General features: G+C 69.3%; 12 protein-coding genes. 8 read left to right on the top strand and 4 right to left on the bottom strand.

Annotation, left to right across the window (positions count from 1 at the left end):
- Positions 1–11: 11 nt before the first annotated feature.
- From CK240_RS01085 to CK240_RS01075, 3 genes are all read left to right on the top strand, one after another.
- Positions 12–740 carry a glycosyltransferase family 32 protein gene (locus CK240_RS01085; RefSeq protein ID WP_240517233.1) on the top strand — a complete coding sequence of 243 codons (729 nt, stop codon included), beginning with the start codon at positions 12–14 and terminating at the stop codon, positions 738–740.
- A gap of 143 nt (positions 741–883) precedes the next feature.
- Complete coding sequence (locus CK240_RS01080; protein ID WP_095638481.1) at positions 884–1,837, top strand: glycosyltransferase family 2 protein; 954 nt, start codon at positions 884–886, stop codon at positions 1,835–1,837.
- A gap of 28 nt (positions 1,838–1,865) precedes the next feature.
- Positions 1,866–3,686, top strand: a complete 1,821-nt coding sequence (locus CK240_RS01075) for a glycosyltransferase family 2 protein (protein ID WP_240517232.1) — start codon at positions 1,866–1,868, stop codon at positions 3,684–3,686.
- Between the two features lie 109 nt (positions 3,687–3,795).
- Here the strand turns inward: CK240_RS01075 and CK240_RS19120 are convergent, their stop codons facing one another.
- Both CK240_RS19120 and CK240_RS01065 read right to left on the bottom strand, forming a co-directional pair.
- Positions 3,796–5,781, bottom strand: coding sequence for a calcium-binding protein (locus CK240_RS19120; protein ID WP_095638479.1), 1,986 nt, complete (start codon positions 5,779–5,781; stop codon positions 3,796–3,798).
- Positions 5,782–5,802: 21 nt separating this feature from the next.
- A complete protein-coding gene (locus tag CK240_RS01065) occupies positions 5,803–7,344 on the bottom strand; it encodes a calcium-binding protein (protein ID WP_095638478.1) in 1,542 nt (513 codons plus the stop codon).
- A gap of 121 nt (positions 7,345–7,465) precedes the next feature.
- Here CK240_RS01065 and CK240_RS01060 point away from each other — a divergent pair, with 121 nt between their 5' ends.
- Positions 7,466–7,822 carry a hypothetical protein gene (locus CK240_RS01060; protein ID WP_095638477.1) on the top strand — a complete coding sequence of 119 codons (357 nt, stop codon included), beginning with the start codon at positions 7,466–7,468 and terminating at the stop codon, positions 7,820–7,822.
- A gap of 21 nt (positions 7,823–7,843) precedes the next feature.
- Here the strand turns inward: CK240_RS01060 and mltG are convergent, their stop codons facing one another.
- Positions 7,844–9,022, bottom strand: a complete 1,179-nt coding sequence (gene mltG, locus CK240_RS01055; protein WP_095638476.1) for an endolytic transglycosylase MltG — start codon at positions 9,020–9,022, stop codon at positions 7,844–7,846.
- Positions 9,022–10,284 carry a beta-ketoacyl-ACP synthase II gene (gene fabF / locus CK240_RS01050; protein ID WP_095638475.1) on the bottom strand — a complete coding sequence of 421 codons (1,263 nt, stop codon included), beginning with the start codon at positions 10,282–10,284 and terminating at the stop codon, positions 9,022–9,024. Before fabF ends, mltG begins: the two co-directional genes overlap by 1 nt.
- A gap of 251 nt (positions 10,285–10,535) precedes the next feature.
- On the opposite strand from fabF, the gene CK240_RS01045 reads away from it, so the two are divergent.
- The 4 genes from CK240_RS01045 (at position 10,536) to CK240_RS01030 (ending at position 15,429) form a co-directional block, all read left to right on the top strand.
- Entirely contained in the window at positions 10,536–11,732 is a 1,197-nt protein-coding gene (locus CK240_RS01045; RefSeq protein WP_095638781.1) for a toxic anion resistance protein, read from the top strand.
- 30 nt (positions 11,733–11,762) lie between these two features.
- Entirely contained in the window at positions 11,763–12,821 is a 1,059-nt protein-coding gene (locus CK240_RS01040; protein ID WP_240517231.1) for a DUF2927 domain-containing protein, read from the top strand.
- A 24-nt stretch (positions 12,822–12,845) separates the two neighbouring features.
- The gene (locus CK240_RS01035) at positions 12,846–13,982 is read left to right on the top strand and encodes an SPFH domain-containing protein (RefSeq protein WP_095638474.1); all 1,137 of its coding nucleotides are present in this window, start codon (positions 12,846–12,848) and stop codon (positions 13,980–13,982) included.
- Positions 13,983–14,097: 115 nt separating this feature from the next.
- The gene (locus CK240_RS01030; protein WP_240517230.1) at positions 14,098–15,429 is read left to right on the top strand and encodes a TFIIB-type zinc ribbon-containing protein; all 1,332 of its coding nucleotides are present in this window, start codon (positions 14,098–14,100) and stop codon (positions 15,427–15,429) included.
- Positions 15,430–15,441: the final 12 nt, after the last annotated feature.

Here is a 15,441-nt window from a genome sequence, read left to right as displayed (position 1 = left end):
GGGAGATTCCAATGCAACTCGATCGACGCCCGGTAGCCTCGCTGTGGATCGGCGACAAGCTGCACTACCTCAACCAGCTTTGTCTCAAGTCGCATCTGCTGCACGGCCATCCGGTGACGCTTTACTGCACCGGCAAGGTGGACAATGCGCCCGAAGGCGTGGACATCCGCCCGGCGTCCGAGATCATGGACCTGGACATGCAGCTGGTCGAGGATACCTCGGCCTCGTTCCTGTCGAACGTCTTCCGCTACAAGATGATCCGGAAGACGGGCGCGCTGTGGATCGACTGCGACGCCTTCTGCCACAAGCCCTTCCCGGACGAATGGGATTATGTCTTCGCGGGTCACGGGATGCGGGGGGCGCTGAACTTCGGCGTCGTCGGGCTGCCGCAGGAATGCCGCCTGATGGACCTGCTGCTGGATTACTACGACAACCTGCCCGACTACCCGGCCTGGTGGAACAAGAAGCAGCGCAAGCAGATGGACAAGCTGACCGAAAAGGGCGGCCTGTCGCATGGCGCCGCGATCTACAAGACCGAGCGCACCGCCTTCGGCCCGCAGGCCTTCACCTGGTTCGCCCAGCAGACCGGCGACATCGACAAGGCCATGACCCCCGACGTGCTTTATCCCGTTCCGTTCCAGTTGAACGACGTGTTCTTCGACCCCCATGGCCGGGTCGAGGGGCATTTCACCGACAAGACGGTCTCGGTCCATCTTTACACCAACGGCACCAAGCCCTGATGGCGGAAGAACCCGCCGCTGGCGAACTCCTATGTCGCGCGCATGTGCGAGCAGGTGGGCATCGACCCGGCGGCAGCGCTGGAGGAGTGAGGGCTGTCCCGGCCCCCGCGGGCCATGACGGCGGCGAACAAGGGAGAGCCCCGGTGAAGCTTGCCTTTTCGGCGATGAAGGACGAGGGGCCCGATGTCCTCGAATGGGTCTGCTATCAGCGCGCCGTCGGCTTCGACGAGGTGCTGGTCTATACCAACGACTGCACGGACGGCTCGGACGACCTGCTGGACGCCCTGCAGGCGGCCGGGCTTGTCCACCACCGCCGCCACAGCGTGCTGGGCCAGGAGCTTGCGCCACAGGATGCAGCCGCCCGCCTGATCTTCGCCGATCCGGTCTATCGCCGGGCGGACTGGGCCTTCTGGGCCGATGCCGACGAGTTCCTGCTGCCGCTGACGGTGCCCGACCTGCCCGCGCTTGTCGCGGCGCTGGAGCAGCGCGGCGCGGACGCGATGGCCCTGCCCTGGCGGAACTTCGGCAGTTCGGGCCACGTGGATGTCCCCGAGGGGCTGGTCATAGAAAGCTTCACCATGACCTCGGCCCAGCTGACGCGGATGGAACGCACCTTCAAGTGCCTGTTCCGCGCCTCGGCCGACATCGAACAGCTTTTCGCGCATCGCCCCATCTGGTCTGCGGATGCGACGGTCCGCATGGCCGCGCAGGACCTGAGCCTGCTGCCCGACGAATTCGCGGGCCGGGCCAAGGAGAACGGCCGCCCCGACGAACTGCTGCCGCGCGAGTTCAAGAAGCAGCCGCGGGTCGCCCAGATCAACCATTACCCGGTCAAGTCGCTGCGGCAGTTCCTGCTGAAGCGGACGCGCCGGTCCGGCCTGGGCAACAAGGGACGCTTCGCGGACGGCTATCTCAACCGCTTCGACATCAACGAGGCCGAGCGGACCGAGATCCACCGCTTCGCCCCCGCGGTGCGCGCGATGATGGTTGAGGCGCTGGCGGACCCCGCCGTGCGGGACGCCCATGCGGTGGCCGTCATGCGGCGCGACGAGCGGGTGGCCCGGACCGATCCCGCGCGGATCTCGCGCGAGGGCTGAGGGGCGCAGGAAGAATGGAAGGCCCAAGGTGAAGCTGAAGAAGCATGAAAGCCCCCACGGCACGGTGATGGCCGTGTCGATGATGAAGGACGAGGCACCGTTCCTGCTGGAATGGTTCGCGCACCACCTTGCCGTGGGCTTCACCGACATCCTTGTCTACACCAACGACTGCACCGACGGCACGGTCGAGATCCTGCAGCGGCTGGAAGAACTCGGCCTCGGCCACCACCGCCACAACGTCATCCCGCAGGGGGTGAAGCCCCAGCCCTCGGCCCTGAACCACGCCCAGAACGAGCCGCTGGTGCAGGATGCCGACTGGGTGCTGGTCTTCGACGCCGACGAGTTCCTGTCGATCAACCACCCTTCGGGGACGCTGGACGGGATGCTGGACGACGCCGTGGCGCGGGACGCGAACGGCATCGTCGTGACCTGGCGCATCTTCGGCTCGAACGGGGTCGTGGACTGGTCGCGCGCGCCCGTGACGGAACAGTACACCCGCGCCGCGCCCCCCGACTGGAACAAGGGCTGGGGCGTCAAGACGCTGTTCAAGTTCGATCCCGAATACTGGAAGCTCGGCATCCATCGGCCGTCCATCAAGAACAAGCATCTCGAGGACGGCTTTCCCGACACGGTGCGCCGGCTGAACGGCTCGGGCAAGCCGATGGAGGACTATTTCCGTTTCCACGGCTGGCGCTCGATCACGCGCACGATCGGCTATGACTGGGCGCAGATGAACCATTACGCGGTCAAGTCGGTGGACAGCTACGCGCTGCGCAAGTTCCGCGCCAACGTGAACAACAAGGCCGACAAGTACAACGCCGGCTACTGGTCGCTGCAGGACCGCAACGAGGTGCCCGACACCCGCATCCTGCGCCATGCCCCCGCCCGCGCGGCGATCATGGCCGAGCTTCTGACCGATCCCGTGCTGCGCGAACTGCACGAAACGGCGCTGGCCCGGGTCGAGGCGCGGCTGGCTGAATACCGCCAGTCCGACGCCTACCGCGCCCTGCGCGACGGCCTGATCGAGGCGGGCCGCGTCCCGATCTCCAGCGTCGAGGCCAAGCCGCCCAAGGCCCGCGACCCGGCCCGCATCGCCGAGCTGATGGGCCGTGTCAGGCGCCCCAAGGACGCCGCCGCCGAGGAGCGGGGCGCGCCCCTGCCCGCCCCGGCCCGGGCCCCAGGGCCCTATGTCATCCCGGTCGATCTTTCGTCCGAGCCCGAGGGCGAGATCGAATGGGCCGAGAACCACGGCGTGCTGCTGCCGGGCGACTTCCGCATCTTTTCGACCGAGGCGGTCAAGGCGGTGCTGGCGGGCAAGTTCGACCGCCGCAATGCCCGCAACCTGCCCGGCCAGCTTGCCGGGACGGCGCGGCTTCTTGACGTGGGCGGCGGCCTGGGCTTCCCGGCCATGGTCGCGCTGCGCCTTCACCCCCGGCTGGTGGTCATGCTGCACGAGGACCGCCCCGGCCTTGCCGCCGCCGCCCGCATGATCCACCGCCGGAACGGCTTCGAGGACAGCACGCGGCTGAAGGTGGTGGACGGCCCCCTCCGCCTGCCCTCGGACGGCGCCGCCGAGGCCGCGGGCCTGGCCGCCTGCCTGCGCGACTTCCGCCCCGACACGCTGCGCCTGTCCCGGCCCGAGCTGGTCACGCCCGACCTGCTGGCCGCGATGCCGCTGGATTCGGTCAGGCGGGTGATCGTCGTGACCGAGGGTGAGGCCGAGGGGACTCGCCACGACGACGGCCGCGTGCTTGCGGCGCATGGTCTGGCCGAAAGATCGACCTCTGCCGAAAACGGCGCATTGCTGTTCCTGAAGCAGGACAGGACCGAACCGCTGACCGCTTGTTGAGCCGCCAGGGCGTCAGGTGCCCTGGCCGTCACCCCCGAGGGCGAAGGGGTCTCTGGCGGAATGGAAGGGCAGCGCCTGCCAGATGCTTCCCGGCGCGCCCGTTCCTGACTTAACCGCCCGTCAGCACCACGCGCCTCGGGCCCGCGTTGATGATGTCGGCCTCGGTCAGCCCGGTCACGCCCGGCATCGTCACCGCGAGGTCGCCCCAGACCAGCGTCGTTTCACCGTCCGCGCCGCGCAGTTCCAGCGTCGGCGCGCGGTCGGGGGTTTGCAGCAGCGACAGGTCCAGCCTGTCCTCGCCGGGCGTGAAATCGGCAAAGGTGATCCGGCCGCGCAGGGGCGGCAGGAAGCGGTCCGGTCCGGGTCCGCCGGTCAGGGTCGTGCCTTCGCCGGTGGCGGTCAGGACATCCTCGCCCTCGCCCCCGTCCAGGATGCCCGAGCCTTCGAGATGGTCGTTGCCCGCCCCGCCGGTCAGGCTGTTCGCCCCCTCGGGGTCGATCAGCACGTCGTCGCCGGCGCCGCCCTCCAGAAGGTCGTCGCCCGGACCGCCGAACAGCCAGTCGCCGCCCGTGCCGCCCTCGAGCCTGTCCCCGCCCGCCCCGCCATACAGCAGGTCGGTCAGCTCGCCGCCGGTCACGCGGTCGTCGCCTGCCAGCGCATAGACCAGACCGTGCGGGTTCGAGACGCCCCCGACGACGTGGTCCACCTTCTCGCCGCGTGAGGGATCGACGGCCAGCGTCTCGCCCCCGACCCCGCCCCAGTGCTCGGCCGCGCCCTTGGGGGCCTGCGTCTCGTCGCGCACCCAGCCCCAATGCGCGAAGGCCGCGGATTCGATCTCGACCTCGTAGCCGACCTTTCCGCCGTTCCAGCGCAGCATCTGCGAGGCGCGCCCGACAGGCGGCCACCAGGTCCAGCCGATGCCGTTGTCGGCAAACCACGGCAGCTTGCGGGCCATGTTGTAGCTTTGCGCGGCCTTGCCGCCCCCCGTGGCGGGGTCCAGCGAACCCGCTTCGGTGTAAAGCTGGGACTCCGTCACCATGATGTCGTCGCCCGGCTGCGTCAGGGTGCCGATGCGGCGGCAGATCTGGTCGTGGAACTTGCCGCCGTCCGGGTCGGGGGTCTTGGCCACCACCCAGCCGGGATACATGTGCGCCGACCAGACCAGCCGGTCGCCCGCGGCCTGGCGGATCAGGTCGTGGTCCAGATGCTCGAACTGCGCCGAGGCGCGCAGCCCGCCGACGAACAGCCGCTTGTCGCCCCAGTCGAGCGCCCCGATCAGGTCGGCCATGTGACGGCTGTAAAGCGCGCCGGCCTCGGGCTTGTTGCCATAGGCCATGGGCTCGTTGATCAGCTCCCAGCCGACCACGGCATCCAGGATCCGGGCGTTCTCGGGGCGGCGGAACCAGTCCAGCATCTTCTGCCAGTCCGCCTGGACCCGGTTGATCTTCCATTCCCCCGACACCTGCGCCAGCGCGTCCGGGGGCCCGAGTTCAACCGGCTGCGCGCGCTTGAGCCCGCCGGCCAGGTCGCCGTCCGAGTTCTGGATGACCAGCCCAAGCCCCGCATTCGCGGCGGTCAGCGCGAAGTCGCGCCACTCCTCGGTGACAGAGGCGTTGTCGACGCTTTCGGCGTTGAAATCGAGGCGCACCACGTTCACCTCGGGAAAGCTTTCCCGCAGCACCGAGACGAAGCGCTCGGCCCCGCCGCCGACCTGAAGGTAGACGCCCACGTCCGAGCGCCAGCTGACCATCGATTCCAGCCCCGCGGTCTTGCTGCGCTTCTGCGGGGCGTCGATGGTCAGCAGCCGGCCGTCGGGCAGGCGCGCGGGCTCGCGCGTGACGGGGTCCAGCAGCAGGGCGATGCGGCCGCCGTCCTTCAGCTCGGCGGCCAGGTCCGCGTCCTCGTCGGACAGGCGCGCGGCCGACCGGGCGTTCAGCCGGGACAGCATGAAGCCGCGCAGCGCCTCGTCCACGCCAGTCCCCTCGCGCGTCTTCAGCGCGGCAGGGTCGCTGACCACGGTCTTGTATTCGGTCGCCATCGAGACGGCGTTCCAGCCCGCCATCCGCGAATGGAATTCAAGCGCGTCGCAATCCATCGTGATCCTTTCCTGGCGCGGTCAGGCGCCCTCGCCCTCGACCTGGGACACAAGATCAAGGCCGGGCGGACAGTCGGTGACAACAAGACAGGAGGTCGCGGCGAAGATCATCACCTCGCCCCCGTCGAGCACGCGTTGTTGAACCGGCCCGGGCCAGTCCTTCAGCACGTAGCGCTGCGCCTTGTCCCAGCCGGTCAGCGCCACGGTGGCGCCGCGTTCCAGGATGAAGCGCTTGGCGCCGGGGCCCGCGACAATGCGGTTCGGACCCGGGCCCAGGGTGACGCGGTGGGTTCCCGCCCCCAGTTCGATCGTGTTGCGGCCGGGACCCGCATCGATCTCGGCCTTGCCGTCCGAGGCGCGGATCACGTCGTTGCCGGGGCCGGCGAAGATCTTGCCCCCGCCGCCGACAAGCTGCAGCACGTCATCACCGGACCCGCCGATCAGGATGTCGCGCTGCCCCAAGCCCCCGATCAGCGTGTCATTTCCCGAACCGCCATGGAAGGTGTTGCGCTTTGTCCCGGGCCTGGCCACTGACCTCAGCAGGTCGTCGCCTGCCCCGCCGTGGAAGGTAGCACCGCCATATTTGGGACCGACCATGACATCGTCGCCGTTCGAGCCTATGACATGCACCTCGACCCGTTCGGAGGTTTCGAAGCGGAAGGGGCTCTCGGGATGAGCCACGACGCGCAGGGTCTTGGTGTCAGTGCCGCTCTCGCTGCGGGCCACTACTGTCGCGATCCTGACCTGCTGGATATGAGCGGGCATGTGCAGGACGTAATCGTCGGGTCCTGCCATGTACCAGAGCGTGTCGTAGCCGCCCGCGGCGCTTGCCTTCACCTTTGCGGTGTCCGCCCCATAGGCCCAGTAGTCTGTCTCACGCGCCCCGCCCGCCAGCACGACCGAGCCGTCCACCGCCATCATCGCGTTGATCCCGTCGGCCGGGTTCTCGGCCCCCGACAGGTCCAGCCCCAGTTCGGCCGCATTGCGCACCAGTTCGTCCCGCAAGCGGTCCATCGGGGCGCTGTCGGCGAGGTTCGTCGTCTCGGCCAGCATGGTGTCCGCGCTCCGGTTGCGCCAGCCGTGGACCGGATGGTCCGGCTCGCCCTCGTCGGGGACATGGCAGGCCATCACATGATGGGGAAAATCGGGCGTGCCGCCAAAGGTCGTCATCCGGCGGCCGGCGCCGAGCGAGAGCAGGCCCAGGACCGGCCCCGGCGTTTCGGCGATAATGCCGCCACCGGAAGCGTGGCGTCGATAGCGGCGCGCGCCCTGAGGACCGGGGCGGTGGGCGAGGAAGCGCAGCCACTCGCCTTCGCGTTGCAGGTCCCAGGCATCGATGTCGCCCAGAAGGGCCGCGTCCAGCCACTGGACCGTGGCGGATGCGGGCTGCACGGGCGCAGCCTCGGGCGCGGCTTCAGGTGCGGCGGGCAGGCCGATCCGCCGGGCGATATCGCGGATCACGCGGTCGGACAGGCGCAGGACAAGGCCGGTGTCGTCGGCCTCGATCACCGGGCCGTTCTCGGCGGCGATCAGCGTCTGGTTGTGGTCGGGCTCGCGCGTCATGCGAAATCCATGCGGCAAATGCACGGGAAAGGGAAGGGTCGCAGGTCCGCGCGGCCGGTCTGGGCAACCCTTTGCCCCGCCGCTAGCATCGCGCCGCCCGGCCCTTGAAGGAGACTGCCCGATGCTGAAGCCCGTCCTGGTCGTCCTGACCCTCGCCCAAGGCGGAGACGCCACACATCTGGGCCTGACCTCGGCCGACACGGCCCAGGACTGCGTGGCAAAGGCGCAGGCGGTGCAGAAGGTGCTGGAAGGCGCGGGCCATACGGTTCTGGCCGCCCGCTGCGCCGAGACGGACCTGGAGTTCACGCCCTATGGCCACGGCGGCGACAGCGCCGGGCACCCCCATCCCTGGCGCGTGACGCTGCCCGAAACCGGCGCGGTGATCGAGCCGCTCGCCGAGGGCGCGGCCTGCACCCCCGCCCCGGAGGGCACGCCCGCCGTCCATTGCGCCTGGTCGGCGCAGGGCGTGGTCGAATAAGCGCCCCGGGCGCGGGCCGCCTCAGTCGGTCTGGACGGCAGATTCGGCCTCGACGCCCTGCGCCTGCTCGATGGCGCGCCAGCGGGCGACGTTGGCGTTGTGCTCTTCCAGCGTGCGGGCGAAGGCGTGCCCGCCGGTGCCATCGGCCACGAAATACAGGTAGTCGCTGTTCTCGGGGTTCAGCGCCGCCTGGATCGCCGCCCGGCCCGGGTTGGCGATGGGGGTCGGGGGCAGGCCGTCCACCTGATAGGTGTTGAAGGGCGTGCGCCGTTCCAGCTCCGACCGGCGCAGGCCGCGGTCCAGCACCTCGCGCCCGTTCGTGACGCCATAGATCACCGTCGGGTCCGTCTGCAGCCGCATTCCTTCGCGCAGGCGGTTGACGAAGACGGCGGCGACGCGCGGTCGCTCCTCGGCGACACCGGTTTCCTTTTCCACGATCGAGGCCATGGTCAGCGCCTCTTCCGGGGTCCGGTAGGGCAGCCCGAAGGGCCGGCTCTCCCAGGCGGCCGCCAGGATCGCGTCCTGCGCCACGCGCATCCGGTCGATCAGCTCGCGCCGGCTGGCGCCGCGGTTGACCTCGTAGGTATCGGGGGCAAGCGTGCCTTCCGGAGGCACGGGTCCGACCGCGCCTTCCAGGAAGGGCGCCTGCCTGACGGCCTCGACCACCTGCCAGACGGTCGTGCCCTCGGCCACGGCCACGCGCAGCCGCGCACCCGGCTTGGCCACGGCCTGCACGATAGCCTCGGGCGTCTCGCCGGCCGCAGGGTCATGGCGGATGCGGTCCTCGTAGCGGCCGTTTTCCGGGTTCATGTCGCGCAGGACCAGCGCGTTGTCGCGCACGCCCACGCGGAAGATGACCTCGGTCCCGCAGGTCGAGGGACCGCCTGCGGTGATCGTGTCCACCACCTCGGCCATGCTGGCACGGGGCGGGACCAGGTAGCTGCCGAACTTGAGCTGCCCCGCCTTGCCGGCGTAGTCGGCCCCCGTCCGCATGATGTAGGGCGAGGCGATGACGCCCTGCGCCTCGAGCTGCTTGCTGACCTCGTTCAGCCGCGCGCCCTGCGGGATTTCCACGCATTGCGCGACGGCGCTGGGGCCGGGCGCGTTATACTGGTTGCGCCCCCAGGCGACGGCCACCGCCGCCGCGACCAGAAGGACGATCAGCAGCGTCAGGAAGTTCGAGGCGATGGATCGCCACATCAGCCCCGGACCTTGCCCACGACCAGGCTGGCGTTGGTGCCGCCGAAGCCGAAGCTGTTGGACAGCGCCACGTCGATCTTGCGGCGCACGGCGGCGTTGGCGGCCAGGTCGATGGCCGTCTCGCGCGCGGGCTCGTCCAGGTTGATGGTCGGCGGCGCGACCTGGTCGCGGATGGCGAGGATGCAGAAGATCGCCTCGACCGCGCCCGCAGCCCCCAGAAGATGGCCGATCGAGGACTTGGTCGAGGACATGGTGACATTGCCCGCGTGATCGCCCAGCAGGCGCTCCACCGCGCCCAGTTCGATCACGTCGGCCATGGTCGAGGTGCCATGCGCATTGATGTAGTCGATGGACGACGCTTCCAGCCCCGCCCGCTTCAACGCCGCGGTCATGGACCGGAAGCCGCCGTCGCCGTCCTCGGACGGGGCGGTGATGTGATAAGCGTCGCCCGACAGGCCATAGCCCAGCACCTCGGCGTAGATCTTCGCGCCGCGCGCCTTGGCGTGCTCGTATTCCTCAAGCACCAGGATGCCCGCGCCCTCGCCCATGACGAAGCCGTCGCGGTCGACGTCCCAGGGGCGGCTGGCCGACTTGGGGTCGTTGTCGCGCTTGGTGGACAGCGCCTTGCAGGCGTTGAAGCCCGCGATGCCGATTTCCGAGATCGGCGCCTCGGCCCCGCCCGCGATCATCACGTCGGCGTCGCCCGCCGCGATCAGCCGCGCCGCGTCGCCGATGGCATGCGCGCCGGTCGAGCAGGCCGTCACGACGGCATGGTTCGGCCCCTTGAAGCCGAAGCGGATCGAGACCTGGCCCGAGACGAGGTTGATCAGCGAACCGGGGATGAAGAAGGGCGACACCCGCTTGGGGCCGCGTTCCTTGATCAGGACGGCCGTCTCGGCGATGGTGGTCAGCCCGCCGATGCCCGAGCCGATCATGACGCCCGTGCGCTCGCGCTGTTCCTCGGTTTCGGGCTCCCAGCCCGAATCCTTCACCGCCTGCTCGGCCGCGGCCATCCCGTAGAGGATGAAGTCGTCCACCTTGCGGCGGTCCTTGGCGTCCATCCAGTCGTCAGGGTTGAAGCTGCCGTCCGAGCCGTCGCCGAAGGGAATCTCGCAGGCGTATTTCGTGACCACGTTCGAGGCGTCGAAGCGCGTGATCGGCCCCGCCCCCGATTGGCCGGCCAGAAGGCGGGCCCAGGTTTCCTCGACCCCGCACGCCAGCGGCGTGACCATCCCCAGACCGGTGACGACGACCCTGCGCATCGATGTTCCTTCCCAACGGTTGAACGGTCGCTCAATACACGCGCCCCTTGTGCCGCGCAACGCAAGCCGCGGGGGCCGGGCACGCTTCCGCCAATACATCGTTTGGCTTGCACTTTCCGGAACTTTGCCCCCCGTGCCTTGTTGAACGCCCATCAATCGGGCCTATGCTGCGCTGACGCCGCGTGGCCGAGCCGACGATCAACGACGACCGAAAGGCCCATCCTCCGGGCCCGACCAAGGGGAAGCGCACGATGAGCACCGAAACCCAGGCCCGCGCCGAGGCCGCCCTGCCGGAACTTCAGGCCGTCACCTCGGTGGTGCTGCCCGAACCGGCCGGAGAGGTCGTCCCGCTGGAGCGCGCCGACACCCCGGTGGCCGAGGCGATCCGCCAGCGCATGGACGAGATCGACCTGAAGGACACCACGTCCATCGTGCATTTCGGGTCGCGCGCGCAGGCGGGGCTGCAGGAGATCAGCCAGGCGATGCTGGCCGACGTCAAGAACAAGGACATTGGCCCCGCCGGGGATTCCCTGCGCGAGATCGTGTCCACCATCCGCGGCTTTTCCGTGTCGGAACTGGACGTTCGGCGCGAGCGCAGCTGGTGGGAAAAGCTGATGGGCCGCGCCGCGCCCTTCGCCAAGTTCGTGGCCAACTACGAACAGGTGCAGGGCCAGATCGACAAGATCACGGCCGATCTTGAAAGCCATCAGCACACGCTGCTGAAGGACATCAAGTCGCTGGACGTGCTGTACGAACGCACGCTGGATTTCTACGACGAACTCGCGCTGTACATCGCCGCGGGCGAGGAAAAGCTGCGCGAGCTGGACACCAAGGTCATCCCCGCCAAGGAGGCCGAGGTCCAGGGCTCGGCCACCGACGGCGACATCATCGAGGCGCAGGAGCTGCGCGACCTCCGCGCGATGCGCGACGACCTGGAACGGCGGGTCCATGACCTCAAGCTGACTCGACAGGTCACGATGCAGTCGCTGCCCTCGATCCGGCTGGTGCAGGAAAACGACAAGTCGCTGGTGACCAAGATCAGCTCGACCCTGGTGAACACCGTGCCGCTGTGGGAAACGCAGCTTGCGCAGGCGGTGACGATCCAGCGGTCGTCGCAGGCGGCGGCGGCCGTCAAGCAGGCCACGGACCTCACCAACGACCTGCTGACCTCGAACGCCAAGAACCTGCGCGAGGCCAACGCCCGCATCCGCACGGAGATGGAACGCGGCGTCTTCGACATCGAATCGGTCCGCACCGCCAACGCCGAACTGATCGCCACCATCGAGGACAGCTTGCGCATCGCCGACGAGGGCAAGGCCCGCCGCGCGGCGGCCGAGATGGACCTGCAGAAGATGGAGGCCGAGCTGCGCCAGACGCTTTCCGCCTCGCGCGCCCGTGCCCAGGCCCCGACCAGCATGGGCGCCGCCACCCTCTCTCCCCGGGCCTGAGGGCCCCTTTCGCCAGACCGGACCTTTCCCGTGACCGACCGCCTCCGCGCCTTTCGCGCCGCCCCGTCCCTGGGGCGGCGTCTGTCCATTCCGGCCCTGCTGGTGCTTGCCGCCTGTTCGGCCGAGCCCCAAGCTCCCACGGCACCGCCGCCCGCGCCCGCCGCGCGTCCCGCCGTGGTGCCCGCCCCCTCGCCCCGGCCCGAGACCCTGCAGGAACGCCTGCGCCGCGAACGCGCCGAAGCCGCGCAGGCGACCGCCGCCGCGGCGCCCGGTCCGGCCAGCGCCATGATGGCGCAGTATCTTTCCGGGGTTCAGGACAGCCTGCTGGCGCGGGGCCTGCTGCGGACCGATTCCGGCGAAATGCCCGGCGCCGACCGCCTGGCCGAGGATTTCATCCAGATCGCGCTGCGCGACGAATATGTCATGCAGGGCGGCCGCCTCGTTCCCCAGGCCCATGCCGCGCCCCTGCGCCGATGGGAACGCCCGGTCCGCATCTCGGTCATCTTCGGCGACTCGGTCCCGCCCGCGACCCGCACCCGCGACCGCGGGCTGGTGGCGGATTTCGCCGACCGCCTGCAGCGCGCGACCGGCCACCCCGTCGGCCTGACAGGCGACAACGGCAATTTCGTCGTCATGATCGTGAACGAGGACGAGCGCCGCAGCATCGGCCCCCGCCTCGCCGCCGCCATCCCCGGCATTCCCCCTGCCGACCTCGGCGCGATCGAGCGGCTGGCCCCCCAGAACTACTGCACCGTCTTTGCCTATTCCCCTGGTGCGGGCGCGGCCTATTCCAATGCCGTCGCCGTGATCCGGGCGGAACTGCCCGATCGCCTGCGCCTCAGCTGCATCCACGAGGAACTGGCCCAGGGCATGGGCCTTGCCAACGACAGCCCGACCGCGCGCCCCTCGATCTTCAACGACGACGAGGAATTCGCCTATCTCACGGCCCATGACGAGCGCCTGCTGAAGATGCTCTACGACCCCCGCCTGCGCCCCGGCATGACCGAGGCCGAGGCCCGCCCCATCGTCGCCCGCATCGCGGCCGAGCTTGCATCCGGACCGGAACCCGCACCCGCCCCTGGCGCTTGAGGGGGCAAGTTCAAGGAGGAAACCATGGTCCTCGACTTCCTGACCGGCGAGTTCATCGACGTCATCGAATGGGTGGACGACACCCGCGACACGATGGTCTGGCGCTATGAGACCCGCGGCCGCGCGATCAAGTACGGCGCCAAGCTGACCGTGCGCGAAGGCCAGGCGGCCGTCTTCGTCCACGAGGGCCAGCTGGCCGATGTCTTCGGTCCTGGCCTGTACATGCTGGAAACGAACAACATGCCGGTGCTGACGCGGCTTCAGCACTGGCATCACGGCTTCCGCAGCCCGTTCAAGTCGGAAATCTACTTCGTCAACACGACGCGCTTCAACAACCTGAAATGGGGCACCCGCAACCCCATCATCGCGCGGGACCCCGAATTCGGTCCCGTCCGCCTTCGCGCCTTCGGCACCTATTCGATGCGCGTGACCGACCCCGCCCGCTTCATGTCGGAAATTGTGGGCACGGACGGCGAATTCACCGCGGACGAGATCAGCTACCAGTTGCGCAACGTGATCGTGCAGGAATTCTCGCGCGTGATCGCAGGGTCGGGCATCCCGGTCCTCGACATGGCCGCGAACACCCAGGACCTCGGCAAGATCGTCGCCACCGCCATCGAACCCACCGTCGCCCAATACGGCCTCGCGATCCCCGAGTTCTACATCGAGAACATCAGCCTGCCCGACGAGGTCGAGCGGATGCTCGACAAGCGCACCTCGATGGGGGTCGTGGGCGATCTCAACCGCTTCGGCCATTATGCCCAGGCGGAATCCATGCTGAACGCCTCGACCCGCGACGGGGGGATGGGCGCGGGCATCGGCGCTGGGATGGGCGCGGCCCTCGGCATGGGCATGGCGGGCGGGATGCTGCGCGGTCCCTGGGGGCCCGCGTCGCCTCAACCGCCGCAGCTTCCGCAGGCGCAGCCCAACATGATCGCGCCCCCGCCCATCCCGTCGGAAACCGTCTGGCACGTGGCGATCGAGGGGCAGCCCAGCGGTCCCTATGGCAAGGCGCACCTCGGCCGCCTGATGAACGAGGGCCGCTTCACCCGGGACACGCTGGTCTGGACCCCGGGCCAGGACGGCTGGAAGGAAGCCGACGAGGTCCCCGCTCTCGCCCAGCTCTTCACCATGCTGCCCCCGCCGCTGCCGCAGCGGTGACCCGGCGCGCAGGCGCCCGCCCCCCGCCTGCACCTGCCCGTTCTTCTTCGCCCAAATATCCCGGGGGCCCGGGGGCTGGCCCCCGGACCGACGGCTCAACCAGGCGGGACGCCCGATGCCCACACCGCAGATCGAACACCGCTACCCTTGCGAAAGCTGCGGCGGCAGCCTGCAGTTCGCGCCGGGCCAGGACGCGCTCGTCTGCCCCTATTGCGGCCACCTGCAACGCATCTCGCCCGGGGCGGCCAGCGCCCCTGCCCGCCAGCCCGAGGACCGGGACCTGCTGCTGCGCGATCCCGCCACCGGCCGCGCGATCCAGTGGGATGCGGGCCACAAGGCGCCGCAGCTTGAAGAAATTCCGCTGGAACAGGGCCTGCGGCTCGACGACCGCAGCGACCTGACGGAAACGGTCCGCACCCTTTCCTGCCCCAACTGCGGCGCCAAGATCGAGCGCGGCACCGACACCCACGCCGGCACCTGCCCCTTCTGCGCAACCCCTGTCGTCACCGACACCGGCACCACGCGGCTGATCAAGCCGCAGGGCGTCCTGCCCTTCGTGCTGACGCAGGACCAGGCGCGGGCCGCGCTGGACGCATGGCTCAAGGGTCTGTGGTTTGCCCCCAATGGCCTTCAGCAGTACGCCCGCAAGTCGCGGCAGATGCAGGGGGTCTATTCGCCCTTCTGGACCTTCGACGCCGACACCCGCACCGCCTATCGCGGGATGCGGGGCGACCATTACTATGAAACCGTCTATGTCATGCAGGAGGTCAACGGCCGGATGCAGCGCGTCCCCCAGCAGGTCGTCCGCACCCGCTGGAGCCCCGCCGCAGGCCGCATCGCCCGCGCCTTCAACGACGTGCTGGTGCTCGCCTCGACCTCGCTGCCGCGCCAGTACACGGACGCCTTGGCGCCCTGGGACCTGTCGCATCTGGTGGCCTACGACCCGCGCTACCTGTCCGGCTTCCAGGCCGAGGGCTACACGGTCCCGCTGGCCGACAGCCACGCCATTGCCCGGCAGGAGATGGCGGGCGTGATCGCCAGGGACGTGCGCCGCGACATCGGCGGCGACGTCCAGCAGATCCAGGCGATGGACACCGATCACAGCAACGAAACCTTCAAGCACATCCTGCTGCCGGTCTGGCTGGCCGCCTACAAGTACAACGGAAAAAGCTACCGATTCGTCGTCAACGGCCAGTCGGGCCGGGTCCAGGGCGACCGTCCCTGGTCGGTCTGGAAGATCGCCGCGGCCGTCATCCTGGCGCTTATCGCGGCAGCGGTCCTGCTGCTGGCGACGGACAGCGGCAACATCCGCATCGGCTCGGCCGCAACTCCGGCCTTTGCGCCGTCCGTCCTGCACGCCTCCGCCCATGGTCCGGCCGCTGCGGTCCCCCGAAGCCGGGACCCGCGGCTGCTTTCCCTGCCGGCTCCACCAGCCTATCACGCCTGAAGACAGCACCGG

Origin of the sequence: Paracoccus salipaludis (assembly GCF_002287065.1) — a bacterium.
GTDB lineage: Bacteria > Pseudomonadota > Alphaproteobacteria > Rhodobacterales > Rhodobacteraceae > Paracoccus > Paracoccus salipaludis.
This window is presented reverse-complemented; position numbering and strand designations above follow the sequence as displayed.

Bases quoted from the DNA above. Each gene is read 5' to 3' on its own strand.
- CK240_RS01085 (WP_240517233.1), top strand. From the start codon at position 12: ATGCAACTCGATCGACGCCCGGTAGCCTCGCTGTGGATCGGCGACAAG.
- CK240_RS19120 (WP_095638479.1), bottom strand. From the start codon at position 5,781: ATGGATTGCGACGCGCTTGAATTCCATTCGCGGATGGCGGGCTGGAAC.
- CK240_RS01065 (WP_095638478.1), bottom strand. From the start codon at position 7,344: ATGACGCGCGAGCCCGACCACAACCAGACGCTGATCGCCGCCGAGAAC.
- CK240_RS01060 (WP_095638477.1), top strand. From the start codon at position 7,466: ATGCTGAAGCCCGTCCTGGTCGTCCTGACCCTCGCCCAAGGCGGAGAC.
- mltG (WP_095638476.1), bottom strand. From the start codon at position 9,022: ATGTGGCGATCCATCGCCTCGAACTTCCTGACGCTGCTGATCGTCCTT.
- fabF (WP_095638475.1), bottom strand. From the start codon at position 10,284: ATGCGCAGGGTCGTCGTCACCGGTCTGGGGATGGTCACGCCGCTGGCG.
- CK240_RS01045 (WP_095638781.1), top strand. From the start codon at position 10,536: ATGAGCACCGAAACCCAGGCCCGCGCCGAGGCCGCCCTGCCGGAACTT.
- CK240_RS01035 (WP_095638474.1), top strand. From the start codon at position 12,846: ATGGTCCTCGACTTCCTGACCGGCGAGTTCATCGACGTCATCGAATGG.
- CK240_RS01030 (WP_240517230.1), top strand. From the start codon at position 14,098: ATGCCCACACCGCAGATCGAACACCGCTACCCTTGCGAAAGCTGCGGC.